The sequence below is a fragment of the Pseudomonas sp. NFACC16-2 genome (assembly GCF_900119205.1).
Lineage (GTDB): Bacteria > Pseudomonadota > Gammaproteobacteria > Pseudomonadales > Pseudomonadaceae > Aquipseudomonas > Aquipseudomonas fluorescens_Q.
Genome location: NZ_FPIX01000005.1, coordinates 20,473 through 36,042 on the forward strand (window position 1 = coordinate 20,473; position 15,570 = coordinate 36,042).

The following is a 15,570-nucleotide window of genomic DNA, read 5'->3' on the forward strand; positions in this document are numbered from 1 at the left end:
TCCCAATTTCCTTGACGGTATTACACAGGCGCTTAACCTTTTTGCGCATAGACGCACAACCCCAGGCGTTTCTACACTGCAGCCAACCAAGGGATGGAGGGCAGTGGATGAACCGCAACGAATTGCGCAAGGCCGACATCAACCTGATGGTGGTTTTCGAAACGCTGATGCTTGAGCGTAACGTGACACGGGTGGCGGAAAAACTGTTCCTGGGCCAACCGACCATCAGCTCGGCTCTCAATCGGTTGCGCAAAATGTTCAACGACCCATTGTTCATTCGCGTCGGTCACCGCATGGAGCCGACGGCCCGGGCTGAAGAAATCATCCGGCACCTGTCTCCGGCGCTCGATTCGCTGTCGGTGGCCTTGAGCCTGACCCACGATTTCGACCCCACCAGCAGCACCATGACGTTTCGCATCGGCCTGTCGGACGACGTCGAGTTCGGCCTCTTGCCGCCCCTGTTGAGCAGCCTGCGGCAAGAGGCGCCGAAAATTGTGTTCGTGGTCCAGCACGTCGATTACTGGCGCATCCCCGATTTGCTGGCATCGGGCGACATCACCGTGGGCATCAGCCAGACTCGCGGCCTGCCGGCCAACGCCAAGCGCAAATTGTTGCGACACATCCAGCCCCGCGTGTTGCGCGCCGATGCGTCGGACACGCCGCTGACCCTGGACCAGTATTGCGCGCGACCTCATGTGCTGGTGTCCCATACCGCGAACGTCGCCGGGTTTGTCGATGAATGGCTGGCCGAGATCGGACGCACGCGCCAGGTTGTGCTGTCGGTGCCGCAATACAGCGCGTTGCCGGCATTGCTGGCCGGCACTGACCTGATCGCCAGCTTGCCGGACTATACCGCCGCCGCCATGGCGGCTTCGGGGCAACTGTTCAACGAACCCTTTCCTTTCAAGACCCCGACCCTGGATTTGTCCATGGTCTGGCTCAGCCATGTCGACAGTGACCCGGCCGAGCGCTGGTTGCGGTCCCGGTTGGAGGCCTTCATGGGCGAGCGTGAGCTCTCGGTACAACCCTGACACCGGCCCGCAGCGAAACAAAAACTGCCCCAACGTTTAAAGTCGGGGTAAGGTTGTGACGGCTGAAACCCCCTTGTCATATTTTCGAATCGGAGTCGAACACATGCCTCACCTGCACATGGAGTACACCGCCAACCTGCCCGAGCTGAAGGCCGATGTTGCATTGCTGCGCCTGAACAATGCGCTGGTGGCCTCTGGTCAATTCGCTGCCGAGCTGGACATCAAGAGCCGGGCCGTGAAGCTCGAGACGTTCCGGGTAGGCACGGGGCTGGGCGAGCGAGGTTTCGTGCATGTGAAGCTGGCCTTGCTAAGCGGTCGCTCGACGGAAATCAAGAAGCAACTGGCCGATAGCCTGCTGGCCGTGATCCAGGAACTGGGGCCATGGCCGGCCGACGTTAGCGTGCAACTGTGCGTGGAAATCCTCGACATCGATCGAGGCCCGTATGCCAAGGCCTTGATCGGTCAATGAGGCTCAGGTGTCGCGGGCGGCGCAAGCGTTGATGATCTGTTCGCGCAGCCAGGCGTTGGCACTGTCCTGATCGACGGCCAGGCTCCACTGCATGTTCAGGGTGAACCCCGGCAGGCCCTGGGGCGCTTCGTGATGATTGAAGATTGCCTCGTTGGCCAGCAATTTCTGGATGCGGCGGGGCAGGGTCAGGATGAAGTCGGTGCCGGTGATCATTTTCAGTGCTGCACTGTAGCTGTTGGCGCGGGCGGCAATCTGGCGTTGTTGCGCCTGCTGCGACAGCCAGCCGTCCACCATGTTGGTCGCTGACGACCAGGGCGTCGGAAACACGTGTCGGCGCCGTACGAAAGACTGAAGGCTCAGTTGCGGTTCAAGTGGCGTCGCCCGTTTATCCACGACACAAACCAGGTCCTCCTCCAGCAACTGCCGGGATTTGAAATCGGCATGGTTGCTGTGGAAGTTCGGGCCGAAGCAGATCACCAGGTCCAGGCTGCCGTCGCGCAACTCTTCGGCGGGGATGTCGGCTTCGAGCTTGTGCACGTTCACCACCACCGGCAGATTGGCGTAATCGAACTCTTGCAGCAGTTGCGGCAGGATCAACTGTTCGAAATATTCCGGTGCGCAAATATTGAAGGTAATGGCTTGCCGGGTCGGATCGAAGGTGGGTGTACCGGCATGGCACAGGTTGATGCTTTGCAAAATGGCGCGCACATGCTCGTACATGCCCTCGGCCTTATAGGTGGGGCGCATGCCGGTGCGGGTGTTGATGAATAGCTCGTCTTCGAAACAGGTTCGCAGTTTCTTGAGGCAGTAACTGACGGTTGACTGACTGACGCACAATGCCTCGGACACGCCGGTGACACTGCTTTGCTCGTACACGGCGCTAAACACCATGAGGTCTTGCATGTCGAGCTTTCTGAGGGAGTTACTGTTCAGCATCCGTTCTGTCTCTCGCTGTGCTCCTTGCGCGGATTTTGCGCAAACCAGGCTGATGATCCTAACGGAACGATCGTGCCAAGAGAATGCCGGGCAGGCGCTTTCATGGTCGGGAACGGGACAGATAATGTAGGGAACACGACGTGTCGATCAACGACTGTTTGGTTTGCCTATGTTTAGTTGACTGCGATCCAAGCTCCATCAAATCCAGGTTTAACCTCCCAGGGGCGCGTGGGACGCTTGTCCGATGTGTTTCCTGTGATGCGCTCATGGACGGTTGGCCCCTGGCATTCCAATACCCTTCATCTGCCGCGGTCGATCCGGTCGGCCGGTTCACGCCTGCCATGGCACCAACCCTCAGTGCGTTGCCCTCCGAGCTGGCCTTTTGGGCGCTCTGGCATTGCCGTCACGCCCGTCCTCCAGATACTCGTATTACCTGTTGATCATTCGCAGTGCTCGCTCGATGGCGAGCACAGACTGACGGTGCCTTGTCGCCCGTCCGACATGGAAATAAGAGCCTTCTCATGAGCCTTGCCAAGATTTCTTTCGCTCCCGTGCAACACGCCGAGGCGTTCCTTGCGCAGAACCCTGATATTGAACTGTTCGAGCTGTTCATCCTCGACAACAACGGCGTGCCCCGGGGCAAGTTGTTGCATCGGGACGAGTTGCTGGCGGTTTTCGAAAGTGGCCGGCCACTGCCCAGTACGATTCTCGGGCTCACCGTCAATGGCGATGATGTGGAAAATTCCGGACTGGTGTGGGACGTCGGTGACATCGATTGCCGTGCCTACCCCCTCAGCGGCAGCTTGCAACGCATGCCGTGGCGATTGATTCCCACGGCAGCCGTGCAGGTCAGCATGCATCCCCAGGAAGGCATACCGGCGACCATCGCCGATCCGCGTTATCTGCTCAGCCAGGTGATCGAGGCTTTACAGGCCGACGGCTATTACCCGGTGATGGCGGCGGAGCTGGAGTTTTATCTGCTGGACGCGCAACGCGACAGCCAAGGCCGGCCACAGCCAGCGCGGGACGCCGACGGTGGCCGACCGCGTGCCACCCAGGTCTACGGTCTGCGCGAGTTGGAGCAGATCGAGCCGTTCCTGGCCGACCTGTACGCTGCGTGCAAGCTGCAAGGCATTGCGGCCCGGACCGCCATTTCCGAATACGCACCGGGACAAGTGGAGATCACCCTTGAACACCGCAGCGATGCCTTGCAAGCCATGGATGAAGCGGTGCGCTACAAGCGACTGGTCAAGGGCGTGGCCCACAAGCACGGCATGCAGGCCTGCTTCATGGCCAAGCCGTTCGATCACTTGGCGGGCTCCGGCATGCACATGCATGTGAGCCTGGCGGACCGCGATGGCCACAATCTGTTTGCCAGTGAAGCCGCCGACGGCACGCCGCTGTTGCGCCATGCGGTGGGTGGGATGCTCGACACCTTGCTCGATTCGCTGTTGATGTTTTGTCCGAACGCCAACTCCTACCGGCGATTCCAAAGCCACAGCTACGCACCGCTGGCGGCGACCTGGGGCGTGGACAACCGCACCGTGAGCCTGAGGGTGCCGGGCGGCCCGGCATTCTCGCGGCACATCGAGCATCGTATCTGCGGCGCCGATGCCAACCCTTACCTGGCTGCGGCGGCGATATTGGCCGGCATTCATCGCGGTCTACGTGAACAGTGCGATCCCGGGAAACCTGTCGAAGGCAACGGCTACGCCCAGGCGGCTGAGTTGCTGCCCACCGACTGGCTCACCACCCTGCGCGCCCTTGAGGCATCGGCCTGGGCGCGGGAAGCGTTTGGCGATGAGTTTCTTGGCGTTTATCTGGCGGTCAAGCGCGCCGAATACCGTCAGTTCATGGGGGAAGTCGGGGAGCAGGACTGGCGCTGGTATCTCAATCAGGCGTGAAACCGGCTGGCCAGCGGTTTCTTAAATAATTATTTAGTAGCAACTTTTTCACGAAAAATTGATGGTGGGCTACCTAAAGTTTGTGCTGCCGTAGGAAATGAATTTTTCACATTTTCCTGCGGCACTTCTTTTTCAAAGAGCAACTTTCAGGAAATCGTCAACCATCATGCTGACCATTAAAGCCGTGCGCCCCGAGTGGGTGACACTGGCCGCCAGTGCCTTTTTGTTAGTGGGTTTCAACCTCGTTCTCTGGCAACACTTGCTGGCGATCACCACGGCTGACGCTCGTGGCCTGCTGATGTGCGTGGCGTTTGGCCTGATGATTTTCTGCGCGTTCAACCTGGTGTTGACGCTCGTGGCCTTCCGTCCGCTGCTCAAGCCCGTGCTGATGCTTTTGTTCCTGATCAGTGCTGGCGTGGCCTATTTCATGGCCCAATACGGCGTATTGATCGATGCGGGCATGTTGCGCAACTTTGCTGAAACCAATGCCACGGAAGTTCGTGATCTGTTGTCGCTGAAGTTGTTTATCTACCTCGGGTTATTGGGGGTGTTGCCTGGCTGGTTATTATTCAAGACCCCGATCAGCTACCGTAGCTTGCCCAAAGAATTATTAAGTAAGTTGCTGGTCGGCGTGGCGTCGACCGCGGTGATCGGCATGGTCGCCCTGGCCAACTACCAAGGTCTGTCTTCGTTGTTTCGCAACCACCACGAGTTGCGTTTGATGGTCGTGCCGAGCAACTACATCGGTGCGTCGCTCGGCTACTTGCGCGAGCAGGTTGCGTCGGCCAAGCAGCCGTTCATCACCCTGGGCGAGGACGCGAGCCGCAACCCGGCCTGGCAATCCCACGGCCGCAAATCCCTGACCGTACTGGTGGTGGGCGAGAGTGCCCGGGCCGAGAACTTCGGCATCCTCGGCTATAACCGCGATACCACACCGACACTGGACAAAGAGGCCGGCCTGATCGCCTTTACCGATGTGCATTCCTGCGGCACGGAAACCGCCGTGTCGGTGCCCTGTATGTTTTCCAACATGGGGCGCAAGAACTATGACGCCAGCAAGGCCAAGAATGAAGAGGGTTTGCTGGACGTGCTCAAGCGCGCCGGGCTGGAGGTGATCTGGCGGGACAACCAATCGGGCTGCAAGGGCACCTGTGATCGGGTCACGCTGCAGGATGTCAGCAATCTCAAGGACCCGGCCCTGTGCGCCAACAGTGAGTGCCGTGATGAAATCCTGCTCCAGGGTTTGCAGCATTTCATCGACACGCTCGACAAGGACACGGTGCTGGTGCTGCACCAGATGGGCAGCCACGGGCCGGAATACTTCAAGCGCTATCCCAAGGAATACGAGCATTTCACCCCGGTGTGCGAAAGCAACGCGCTGAACAATTGCAGCCGCGAGAGCATCGTCAACGGCTACGACAACACGCTGGTGTACACCGATCATGTGCTCTCGACCCTGATCGATCTGTTGCGGGCCAACCAGGACAAGGTCGACACGGCCATGCTGTACCTGTCGGATCATGGCGAGTCCCTGGGCGAATACAACCTGTTTCTCCATGGCACGCCCTACATGCTCGCCCCGGAGCAACAGAAACACGTGGCAATGCTTGCCTGGTTTTCCGACAGCTATCAGAAGTCTTTCGCGGTCGACACCCATTGCCTGCAACTGAGTCGGCAAAAGCCCTTGAGCCAGGACAACCTGTTTCATTCGATGCTCGGGCTGCTGGAAGTCAACAGCCAGGTCTACAACCGGGACCTGGACCTGTTCGCCAACTGTCGCGGCGCGGTGATTGACGGTGTCCTGGCGCGAGAGTGATGGCCTGGACCTTTTTTTCACGCGGTGTTGGTTAACCTGTCACTCAATCTTTTCCAAGAGCTGTTCGTATGTCCGGGCGACCCCCATCCACCGTCGAGCTTGAGTTCGCCAGGCAGCATGACCAGGAGCATGCTCAGGTCTGCTGTGGGCCGACGCCTCGACGATTGCGCCTGGCGTTCTGGCGCGACGAGCACATGGTACGCAATGCCCTGAAAGTCGCGGGCGAGCCCGGGTTGGTGCTGGATGTGGCCTGTGGCGCGGGACGGTTCTGGCCGGTGCTGGCCGAGCACGCCAACCGGGTGATCCTGGCGGCGGACCCGTCGCCGGACATGCTCGAACATGCGCTCACTCACCATGGCGGCGCGTTGCTCCAACGGGTCAAGACCTTCCCGAGTTCAGCGTTCACCATCGGGCTGTCGGCCAACGCGGTGGATTGTATTTGTTGTCTGCAACTGTTTCGCCACGTCAGCGCCAGCGAGCATCGCCTGGCGCTGTTGCGCGAATTTCATCGGGTCAGTCGCGACACGGTGATCGTTTCGGTGCAAATCGAAGGCCGCCTCAAGATCGGCCAGGCGCCGCAACGGAGCCTGGCCGACAAGGCCAATCTCGAAGCCGAGTTTCGCCAGGCCGGTTTCAGCGTGCTTTGGTATCAGGATTTCCTGCCCGGTTTCGCGCTGACGCGTGTTTATGTATTGCGTAAGACCGGTTAAGTCCTGATGTAGGACTATTCTTGCTTTTTCGCAGGCGATTTCTCTTAGGCTGCTGCTCTATGGATGCTCGCAATCGCCGGCGGCGATATATACTGCGCGCCATTCTTCAAGGGAGAGCCGTGTGGCCATCGATATTCACTGGATTCGCGACAACGATAGCCTCGGTCAGTTTTGCGCCGAATGGCAGCAGTTGCCATTCGTCGCCCTCGACACCGAATTCATGCGGGTCGACACTTTTTACCCTATTGCTGGTTTATTGCAGATCGGCGACGGCAAGCGTGCCTACCTGATCGACCCCTTGACCATCGACAATTGGCAACCCTTGGCCGCGCTACTGGAAAACCCGGCGGTGCTCAAGGTGTTGCACGCCTGCAGCGAAGACCTTGAAGTGCTGCTGCGCCTGACCGGCAGCCTGCCTGTGCCGCTGTTCGATACGCAATTGGCCGCCGCCTACCTGAACCTGGGTTTCTCCATGGGCTATTCGCGGCTGGTGCAGGAGGTGCTGGGTATCGAGTTGCCCAAGGGCGAGACCCGTTCCGACTGGCTGCAACGGCCCCTGTCCGAGACACAGATCAGCTACGCGGCAGAGGATGCCGTGCACCTGGCAGAAGTGTTCGTACTGCTACGCCCGAAGCTTTCCGACGAAAAGTACCGTTGGGTCCTTGAAGACGGCGCCGAACTGGTGGCCAACCTGCGTCGCGAGGTCGACCCGTACGAGGTCTACCGCGAGGCCAAGCTCGCCTGGAAACTGTCCCGCGCCCAATTGGCCGTGCTGCGCGAGCTGTGCGCCTGGCGCGAACGTGAGGCGCGGGCCCGTGACCTGCCGCGCAATCGCATCATTCGCGAGCATTCGCTGTGGCCCCTGGCCCGTACCCAGCCGGATAACCTCGGCGCGTTGGCGAAAATCGAAGACATGCATCCGCGCACCGTGCGCCAGGACGGCCAGTTTCTGCTGGACCTGATCCAGCGCGCCGCCAGCGTGCCGCCCGAGCAATGGCCGCCGGCCGTGGCCGAGCCACTGCCCATCGAGGCCTCGGCGCTGGTCAAGCGTCTGCGGGCGTTGGGGCAGGCTGAAGCCGAGCGCCTGGAAATCGCCCCGGAGCTGATGCTGCGCAAGAAAACCCTCGAAGCGCTGATCAAGAGCGGCTTCCCCGAGGGCCCTTACCAATTGCCCGATTCGCTGCGTGGCTGGCGCCGCGAATTGATGGGCCAGGCGCTGCTCGACAGCCTGGCCACTGCCGGAGAACAGCCTTGAAGCGTATCTGCTCCATCTATCGAAGCTCGAAGAAAAACGAGATGTACCTGTATGTGCTCAAGAGCGATGCCTTGGAGCGCGTGCCTGAGCCGTTGATGGCCGCCTTTGGCAAGGCGATCCATGCCTTCGACCTGGTCCTGAGCCCCGAGCGGGCGCTGTCACGGGAGGACATCAACAAAGTGCTGGAAAACCTCGACACCCAGGGCTATCACTTGCAAATGCCGCCGGCCGAAGACGAGTACATCGAGCATTTGCCCGAAGAGTTGTTGCGCCGCAACGACCCGGTCTGACGGTCTCTGAGGCACCTGTTCTGGGTGCCTCTGGAAAAACACTGGAAGGTTATTGACGACGATCGTATGGATGGAGCGACACTCTATCGGCGGTTGTCTGCACTGTTTTTGAAAGGTTTGATTCATGCGCGTTCTGATTGCCGAACACGACCACCCGGTGTACGCCCAGCTTTTGCGTCAGGCGGCACCCGATATTGAAGTCCTGACCAGCGGCGACTCCGCCGAATTGTCGCGACTGGCCACCGATTGCCCGGTCTGGCTCGGCCAGCCTGATCTGCTGGCCACCTTGTTGCGTCAGGGCCATAGACCCAGCTGGCTGCAATCGACCTGGGCGGGTATCACGCCGTTGTTGGCCGAAGGCTTGACGCGCAACTACCGCCTGACCCGTGCGGTGGGCATTTTCGGCCAGGTGATGGCCGAATACGTGCTGACCTACATGCTCGGCCACGAGCGCGAGGTACTGGCACGGCTGGTCAGCCAGGTCGAGCGCAAGTGGGATAACCGGCAGGGGCAAGGCCTGGCCGGGCGCAAGGTGTTGATCGTCGGGACCGGTGATATCGGTCAGCGGGTGGCGCAGTTCCTCGTGCCGTTTGGTGTGCAACTGTATGGTGTGGCCAGGGAAGCACGGGCGTTGGCGCCGTTCATCGAGGTCGGGGCGCTGAAGGATCTGCCGCGCTTGGTGGGTGAGGCGGATTACGTGATCAATTTGCTGCCCAACACACCCGATACCCATGATGTGTACGACGCGGCGCTGTTCAAGCAATTCAAGCCGACCGGGTTGTTCATCAACGTCGGCCGCGGCGTGGCGGTGGTGGATGCGGACCTGGTGCAAGCCCTGAAGGAAGGGCACCTGGCCGGTGCGGTGATCGACGTCTGCCGCCAGGAGCCATTGCCACAGCGCCATCCGTTCTGGACTGCCTGGGGCCTGCTGCTGACCGGCCACAGCTCGGCACCCACCTCGCCACCGATGATGGTGCAGTTGTTCCTGGAAAACCTGCGGGCCTATCAGGCCGGTGAGGCGCTACGCGGGGAAGTGGATTTCAACCGGGGTTACTGAAGCCTGGGTTCAGTGTGATTCAGTGGTCACAAAAAATGTGTTCGCCACAGATCAAAATGTGGGAGCGAGCTTGCTCGCGATGGCGGAGTGTCAGTCGACATCAAAGTGGCTGACCTGACGCCATCGCGAGCAAGCTCGCTCCCACAATGGGTCTTCAGCGGTCATAAAATGGGGTTACAGGGTGAAGTCGCCCTCAGCCACCAGTTCGCTCAACGGCCGGCGCGGGCTTGGGGTTTCGCGGGCCTGGAGGTATTCGGCCAGTGTCGATTTGTCCCCCAGCTTGCCAATCGCCACGGCGGCGTGCAGGGCGTAGCCTTCCGGGATCTTCAGTTCCTTGCGGGTCAACGCCTGGTCGAAACCGGCCATGCCATGGGTGTGCCAGCCGCTGAGGCTGGCTTGCAGCGCCAGGTGGCCCCAGGCCGCACCCGTATCGAAGGTGTGGGACTGCGCAGGGGTTTCTTCGGTGGCTCCGGGAACGGCGAAGGTGGTTTTCGAAACAATGATCACCAGTGCCGAGGCGTGTTGGGCCCAACTGCGGTTGAATTCATTGAGCAGGCCCAGGAAACGCTCCCAATTCGGCGTGTCGCGGCGCGCATACAGGAAACGCCATGGCTGGGAGTTGTACGCCGACGGCGCCCAGCGTGCAGCTTCGAAGAAGCCCAGCAGGGTTTCTTCGGCAATGGTCTCGCCGGTAAAGGCACGGGGCGACCAGCGCTCGATGAATTGAGGGTGAATCGCGTAATCGGCAATGCGGGGATTGGCACTCATGGGCTTACCTGGCTGGGGTTTGGAAAGTCAATGAAACAACCTACGTCCCGCCGCCCGGGCTGACAAGTCCCGGCCTACCGACAGTCGCCAATGCTTGGCCTGAAGAGGCCCGGGCACTAGACTGTCGGCCTTTTCACCACCTGATGTTGATGCTTGAGCCATGGCCGCCAAAGTCGAACCGTTCTGGAAACGCAAAACCCTCGATCAGCTCGATCTGCAGGAATGGGAATCGCTGTGCGACGGCTGTGGCCTGTGCTGCCTGCAAAAACTCGAAGACGAAGACGACAACAGCGTCTACTACACGCGCATCGCCTGCAAACTGCTGGACCTGAAAACCTGCCAGTGCACCGACTATCCCAACCGCCGCGACTTTGTCCCCGATTGCATCCAGCTCACGCCGGGCAAGGCCGATGAGTTCAAATGGCTGCCGCCGACCTGCGGTTATCGGCTGGTCAGCGAGGGCAAGGACTTGCCGTTGTGGCACCACCTGGTCTGCGGTGATCGCGATGCGGTGCACCACGAACGCATTTCCCAGTCCGGGCGTATGCTGGCCGAAGGCAGCGTGCCGGAAGACGATTGGGAAGATCATCTGATTTTCCGCGCCGGCTGAGCCGTCGGGCGGCGCGCCCCAGGGAGAACCCATGGCTGCAGGATTGAAACGGATGCTGGCCGCCGGGCTGCTGGCGATGTGCGGGCCGCTGTGGGCGGCGCAGAAAGTCGATCTGGATTATCACGTGCACCTGTTGCCCCTGAGCGATCAGGCCGAGGTGCGTCTGACCCTGGCCCGGGGGGCGGCGGTGCGTAGCCTGGATTTCGACCTCGGCGACGGCAGTCGCTACAGCGATTTCAAGGCCGATGGCCAATGGCAACTCACTTCCGGCAAAGAGGCGCGCGGTGTCTGGCGGCCGGCAGCGGACAAGGCGAGCCTGAGCTACCGCGTGCGCATCAGCCATGCGCGCAAGAACGCCACCTTCGAAACCCGCATGACCCCGACGTGGGCGTTGCTGCGCGGCGACGACCTGGTGCCGGCGGCCAGGCTCGACCAGCAGGACGGCGTCGAACTGGTGGCCCGTCTTGAAGTTGAATTACCCAATGGCTGGAAAAGCATCGAGACGCCCTGGCCGCGCATCGGCAAGCAACGCTTTCGCATCGACAACCCCTCGCGCCTGTTCGACCGCCCTACGGGCTGGATGCTCGCCGGCAAACTGGGTAGCCGCCGCACCCGCCTGGGCGAAACTGAGGTGACGGTCGCCTCGCCCCAGGGCCAGGGCATGCGCCGGATGGATGTGCTGACGCTGCTGACATTCGTCTGGCCGCAGGTACAAGCACTGGTGCCGCGCCATCCGGCCAAGTTGCTGATTGTCGGCGCCGGCGATCCGTTGTGGCGTGGCGCCCAGGCCGGTCATGACTCGATCTACCTGCACAGCCGTCCGCCGCTGGTCAGCGAGCGGGGCAGTAGCCCATTGCTGCGGGAGTTGGTGCAGGCGCTCGCCCGGGTCAACGATCATGATCGCAGCGATTGGATCAGCGAAGGGCTGACCGAGTACTACGCCATCGAACTGCTGCGCCGCGCCGGCGGCCTGAGTGATGAGCGCTATCAGACCTTGAACGACCGGCTCGCCCGCGACAGCAAGGGCGTCACCACCTTGCGCGGCGAACAGATCAGCCCCGCGACGGTGGCCAAGGCGGTGTTGCTATTGCAGGAACTGGACCGCGAGATTCGCCTGAAAACCCGTAACAAGCGTTCGCTGGATGATGTGTTGCAGGGGGCGATGCGGCTGGAGACAGTGGATACCAAGGCGTTCGTTCAGCTCAGCGAAAGTGTCCTGGATGGGCGCTCTACTGTGCTGGATACCAAGTTAATTCAGTAATACCGCTATCGCGAGCAAGCTCGCTTCCACATTGATCGAGTCATGCACAAATAATCTGTGCACTGATGATCCAGTGTGGGAGCGAGCTTGCTCGCGAAGGGGCCATCAGCCTCTCCACAAAAATCAGAGCCCGACTTTCGGCGAATCCAACGAATCATTCCCCGTCACCGTAGCCGTGCCAGTCGCCGCCTCGGCATTGGCTTTCAGGCGGCTCAGCTCATCGCCGGCCTGTTCGATGCGAGCACGAGCATTACTGAGGCTCTGCCGGTTCTTTTCCAACAAGGCCTTGGCCGAGCAATGCCCGGTGATCCCCCGTGCCAGCGCCATGCCGCCGATCGCCAGTTGAGCCAGGCCGAGCACACCGCCACGGCGCAAGCCCTTGCCCATCATCAGCACACCGCCGGCCAGTGAGCCAATGCGTTCCCAGCCATGCACGTTTTGTGGCGGATGGGATTGGAAAGGGGTGGTCTCAATCGGCTCGAACGGATTGTTATCGCTCATGATCTGTCTCCAGTATGGGGATTGGTATAAAGCTGACTGCCCGAGCGATTGCCTTGTTCAATCGAATGTTGCACCGATCAGCGGAATTGCGGCCCCGAACGGGTGTTGTTGCCTTTGGCCATGCGGTCATACAGCACGACGTTGACGGTAGCGGCCAGGTTCATGCAGCCGGTGGTGGGGATGTACACCACATCCTCACACCAATCGCGAATGTCCTTGTCCAGCGAGCCGTCTTCCGGGCCAAAAATGTACAGCGCTCGGTCCGGGTGAGTGTATTCGGGCAGTGGGCGAGCGCCTTCCACCAGTTCCACGGCCACCGGCACACAGCCCAGGGGCAGGATTTTCTTCAGGTCGTCGATACCGATCAGCGGAATGTCGTAGTGGACTTTCTTGGTGTCGGTGACGAAGTCGGCGGCTCGCTCATAGCGCTTGCCGGTGTAGAACACCGACGCCACGCCGTAGCAGCCGGCGGCACGCATGACCGAACCGACGTTTTCCGGTGACTTGGGGTTGAACAGACCGATGCAGCTATAGCGTTTGTTGGCCACGGGCGGGGTGCCTTTGGGGAAAAGGCGCGATTATACGGGGAATGGGGGAGGGTGGTCAGGTTCGAGATGTGTGGTTCACACCATCCTGTGGGAGCAAAGCTTGCTCGCGAACCAGACGACTCGGTTTCTGAGAGACCGCATCGCTTTCATCGCGGGCAAGCCTTGCTCCCACAAAACGGGGCTCGCCGTAATGGCTGTAATTACTCGTCTTTCTTCATCAACCCGGCCAGTGCGGCGAAGGGATTGTGGGTCGCCTTGGCGATTTTCGGGGTGCTCAGGGAACCGTCGCCGAAATATTGCTGGTCGGTGTAGCGCGAGTGTTCGTTGTCGTGGCAGTACAGGCACAGCAGCTCCCAGTTGGAACCATCCTGCGGGTTGTTGTCGTGGTTGTGGTCGCGGTGGTGAACGGTCAGCTCGCTCAGGCGCTTGCCGGAAAATTCACGGGCGCAGCGGCCACAGACATGGGGGTACATTTTCAGGGCTTTGTCGCGGTAGCCCATCTCCCGGTCGCGCTGGGCATCGGCGAGGATGCGGTCCAGCTTGGCGGTGTTGGACGGTGGCGTTGACGAACTCATGGGTTCACCTTTGTAGACAAGACGGATGACGGTTGGACAGAGTTTAGCTCAGCCCTTGAGCTTCTCGGCAATCCAGATGGTGTGGCGGGTGCCTTTGTTGCCATGGGCGAACACTTGCACCTCTTCGGCCTTGAAGCCGGCCTTCTTCAGCTTGTCGGAAAACTGCCGGTCAGCACTGGCCGACCACACCGCCAGCACGCCCTTGGGCCGCAGGGCCTTGGCGCAGGCGGCCAGGCCTCCAGCCGAATACAGCCAACTGTTGGCTTTCTGGGTCAGGCCTTCCGGGCCGTTGTCGACATCGAGCATGATCGCGTCGAACCCCTGGGGCTCGGCTTGCAGGACCTTGGCGACGTCTTCCATGCGGATCACTGTGCGTGGATCCGACAACGGCCGCCCGGCCTTTTCACCCAGGGGGCCACGGTTCCACTCCACCACGCCGGGCACGAGTTCGGCCACCACCACTTCGGCGGTCTTGCCCAGGTGCTTGAGGGCCGAGGCGAGGGTGAACCCCATGCCGAGGCCGCCGATCAGCACGCGCGAGCCGGGACGACCGGCGACCTTGCGGCAAGGAATCTCTGCCAGGGCATCTTCGGAGCCGTGCATGCGGGTGTTCATCAACTGCCCGCCGTCACCGCCCTGGATCTTGATGACGAAGTCTTCCCCGTACTCGAATAGGCACAGGGCACCGCCGTTATCAGGGATGGGCGTGGTGTCGAGCAGAACGAAACGTTTCATGGATATCTCGTAGGAGGGCAAACCGCGCGGTAACGACTAGCCTTAAAGCAGACAATAGCCACGGAGCCATTGATGAAGTGCATCATTCTAACGGCCATTGCCCTGGCGGCGCTCTCAATAAGTTGCGCCCAGGCTCAACAACCGACGATTCCAGTCAACCCGCCCAGCATCCCCGGATCGCCTGGTACCGCCACTCCCATGCCCTATCCGCCGGTCACGCCCAACGGGGTGCCCAAGGCGGGCCCCGGAAGCGGCGGACCGCCCTTGCTGCCCCCCATCGAAATGCCCAAGCCCCCCAAGGACCAGCCGATACCGGGCATGGAGCCCAAGCCAGTGAAGGCCAAGTCGCCGGGAGGATAAATCGACAAGACGACGCATTAACCTGCGAGAGCTTGCTCGCGATAGCGGTGTGTCCGTCGGCTTCAATGCTGGCTGATCCGCGGCCATCGCGAGCAAGCTCGCACACAGGGTTTATGTGTTGTTGTCAGACCTGCTGCGACAACAACTGCCCATCGGCCATGCGCAGGCGCTTGGACAGGGAGACGGCGAGGGCGCGGATGATCTTGGCGGCGATCTTGGGGGCGTCGTTGAGCATTTTTTCCAGGGAGTCCTTGCCCAGGTTCAGCAACTGGCAATCACTGGCGGCGATGCAACTGGCCGAGCGCCGTTCGCCGTCGAGCACGGCCATTTCACCGAAGGCCCGACCGCTGCGCAGCGTGGCGATGGTCACGGGTTGGCCGTCGGGACCGGTTTTCTGCACGGCCACCTGGCCGGTGTGGATGATGCACATGAAACTGCCGGCATCGCCCTCGTGGAAAATCGCTTCGCCCTGGGCGATGGCGCTGATGCTGAAATAGCCCGACGCCGCGGCGAAGTCCACAGGCAGCAACTGGTCGAACAGACCGCAGTCCATCAGCCAGTCGCGGATTTCTTTGTTCAGTAAGGTCGGTTCTGACATGTTGGCACGGTCTTTTTCTTGTGTTTGCTACGGGTTTGGATTGAAGAGGAACCCTTGTGGGAGCGAGCTTGCTCGCGATAGCGAAGTGTCAGTCAACATCAAAACTGACTGATCCGACGCCATCGCGAGCAAGCTCGCTCCCACCG

At 60.8% G+C, this 15,570-nt stretch carries 18 protein-coding genes; 11 read left to right on the forward strand and 7 right to left on the reverse strand.

Annotated elements, in window-relative coordinates; all coding sequences use genetic code 11:
• Positions 1–107: 107 nt before the first annotated feature.
• Both BT116_RS06455 and BT116_RS06460 read left to right on the forward strand, forming a co-directional pair.
• Positions 108–1,031, forward strand: a complete 924-nt coding sequence (locus BT116_RS06455) for a LysR family transcriptional regulator (RefSeq protein WP_072341319.1) — start codon at positions 108–110, stop codon at positions 1,029–1,031.
• A 103-nt stretch (positions 1,032–1,134) separates the two neighbouring features.
• Positions 1,135–1,500, forward strand: a complete 366-nt coding sequence (locus tag BT116_RS06460) for a 5-carboxymethyl-2-hydroxymuconate Delta-isomerase (RefSeq protein WP_063322511.1) — start codon at positions 1,135–1,137, stop codon at positions 1,498–1,500.
• Between the two features lie 3 nt (positions 1,501–1,503).
• Here BT116_RS06460 and BT116_RS06465 read toward each other — a convergent pair whose 3' ends face one another.
• Positions 1,504–2,436: a LysR family transcriptional regulator gene (locus BT116_RS06465; protein ID WP_072341322.1), complete on the reverse strand. Its 933-nt coding sequence runs from the start codon at positions 2,434–2,436 to the stop codon at positions 1,504–1,506.
• Positions 2,437–2,972: 536 nt separating this feature from the next.
• Between BT116_RS06465 and BT116_RS06470 the strand changes: the two genes are divergently transcribed.
• The 6 genes from BT116_RS06470 to BT116_RS06495 all read left to right on the forward strand — a co-directional run bounded on the left by BT116_RS06470 (position 2,973) and on the right by BT116_RS06495 (position 9,468).
• Complete coding sequence (locus BT116_RS06470) at positions 2,973–4,340, forward strand: glutamine synthetase family protein (protein ID WP_170845959.1); 1,368 nt, start codon at positions 2,973–2,975, stop codon at positions 4,338–4,340.
• A 166-nt stretch (positions 4,341–4,506) separates the two neighbouring features.
• A complete protein-coding gene (locus BT116_RS06475; RefSeq protein ID WP_072341328.1) occupies positions 4,507–6,156 on the forward strand; it encodes a phosphoethanolamine transferase in 1,650 nt (549 codons plus the stop codon).
• Positions 6,157–6,224: 68 nt separating this feature from the next.
• Positions 6,225–6,866 (forward strand): class I SAM-dependent methyltransferase, encoded by a 642-nt coding sequence (locus BT116_RS06480; protein WP_072341331.1) that lies wholly within the window; start codon positions 6,225–6,227, stop codon positions 6,864–6,866.
• A 121-nt stretch (positions 6,867–6,987) separates the two neighbouring features.
• On the forward strand, positions 6,988–8,121 hold the full coding sequence (gene rnd, locus BT116_RS06485) for a ribonuclease D (protein ID WP_072341333.1): 1,134 nt from the start codon (positions 6,988–6,990) through the stop codon (positions 8,119–8,121).
• Positions 8,118–8,411 (forward strand): YcgL domain-containing protein, encoded by a 294-nt coding sequence (locus BT116_RS06490; RefSeq protein ID WP_003198853.1) that lies wholly within the window; start codon positions 8,118–8,120, stop codon positions 8,409–8,411. The genes rnd and BT116_RS06490 overlap by 4 nt, the downstream gene beginning before the upstream one ends.
• Positions 8,412–8,535: 124 nt before the next feature.
• Entirely contained in the window at positions 8,536–9,468 is a 933-nt protein-coding gene (locus tag BT116_RS06495) for a D-2-hydroxyacid dehydrogenase (protein ID WP_072341336.1), read from the forward strand.
• Between the two features lie 174 nt (positions 9,469–9,642).
• On the opposite strand, the gene BT116_RS06500 is transcribed toward BT116_RS06495, so the two are convergent.
• Positions 9,643–10,236, reverse strand: a complete 594-nt coding sequence (locus BT116_RS06500; protein ID WP_063322505.1) for a nitroreductase family protein — start codon at positions 10,234–10,236, stop codon at positions 9,643–9,645.
• Between the two features lie 160 nt (positions 10,237–10,396).
• Here BT116_RS06500 and BT116_RS06505 point away from each other — a divergent pair, with 160 nt between their 5' ends.
• Positions 10,397–10,846, forward strand: coding sequence for a YcgN family cysteine cluster protein (locus BT116_RS06505; RefSeq protein ID WP_018607524.1), 450 nt, complete (start codon positions 10,397–10,399; stop codon positions 10,844–10,846).
• A 31-nt stretch (positions 10,847–10,877) separates the two neighbouring features.
• Positions 10,878–12,107 carry a hypothetical protein gene (locus BT116_RS06510; protein ID WP_072341339.1) on the forward strand — a complete coding sequence of 410 codons (1,230 nt, stop codon included), beginning with the start codon at positions 10,878–10,880 and terminating at the stop codon, positions 12,105–12,107.
• A 123-nt stretch (positions 12,108–12,230) separates the two neighbouring features.
• Here BT116_RS06510 and BT116_RS06515 read toward each other — a convergent pair whose 3' ends face one another.
• The 4 genes from BT116_RS06515 to BT116_RS06530 all read right to left on the reverse strand — a co-directional run bounded on the left by BT116_RS06515 (position 12,231) and on the right by BT116_RS06530 (position 14,466).
• Positions 12,231–12,608: a YgaP family membrane protein gene (locus BT116_RS06515; RefSeq protein ID WP_072341342.1), complete on the reverse strand. Its 378-nt coding sequence runs from the start codon at positions 12,606–12,608 to the stop codon at positions 12,231–12,233.
• Positions 12,609–12,685: 77 nt separating this feature from the next.
• The gene (locus BT116_RS06520; RefSeq protein ID WP_003198862.1) at positions 12,686–13,156 is read right to left on the reverse strand and encodes an RNA methyltransferase; all 471 of its coding nucleotides are present in this window, start codon (positions 13,154–13,156) and stop codon (positions 12,686–12,688) included.
• 200 nt (positions 13,157–13,356) lie between these two features.
• Positions 13,357–13,731: a YajD family HNH nuclease gene (locus BT116_RS06525; RefSeq protein ID WP_003184246.1), complete on the reverse strand. Its 375-nt coding sequence runs from the start codon at positions 13,729–13,731 to the stop codon at positions 13,357–13,359.
• Positions 13,732–13,779: 48 nt separating this feature from the next.
• Positions 13,780–14,466 (reverse strand): spermidine synthase, encoded by a 687-nt coding sequence (locus tag BT116_RS06530; protein ID WP_003184244.1) that lies wholly within the window; start codon positions 14,464–14,466, stop codon positions 13,780–13,782.
• Between the two features lie 72 nt (positions 14,467–14,538).
• On the opposite strand from BT116_RS06530, the gene BT116_RS06535 reads away from it, so the two are divergent.
• A complete protein-coding gene (locus BT116_RS06535; RefSeq protein WP_072341345.1) occupies positions 14,539–14,826 on the forward strand; it encodes a hypothetical protein in 288 nt (95 codons plus the stop codon).
• Positions 14,827–14,950: 124 nt separating this feature from the next.
• Here BT116_RS06535 and BT116_RS06540 read toward each other — a convergent pair whose 3' ends face one another.
• A complete protein-coding gene (locus BT116_RS06540) occupies positions 14,951–15,424 on the reverse strand; it encodes a cyclic nucleotide-binding domain-containing protein (RefSeq protein WP_063325148.1) in 474 nt (157 codons plus the stop codon).
• Between the last annotated feature and the right edge of the window lie 146 nt (positions 15,425–15,570).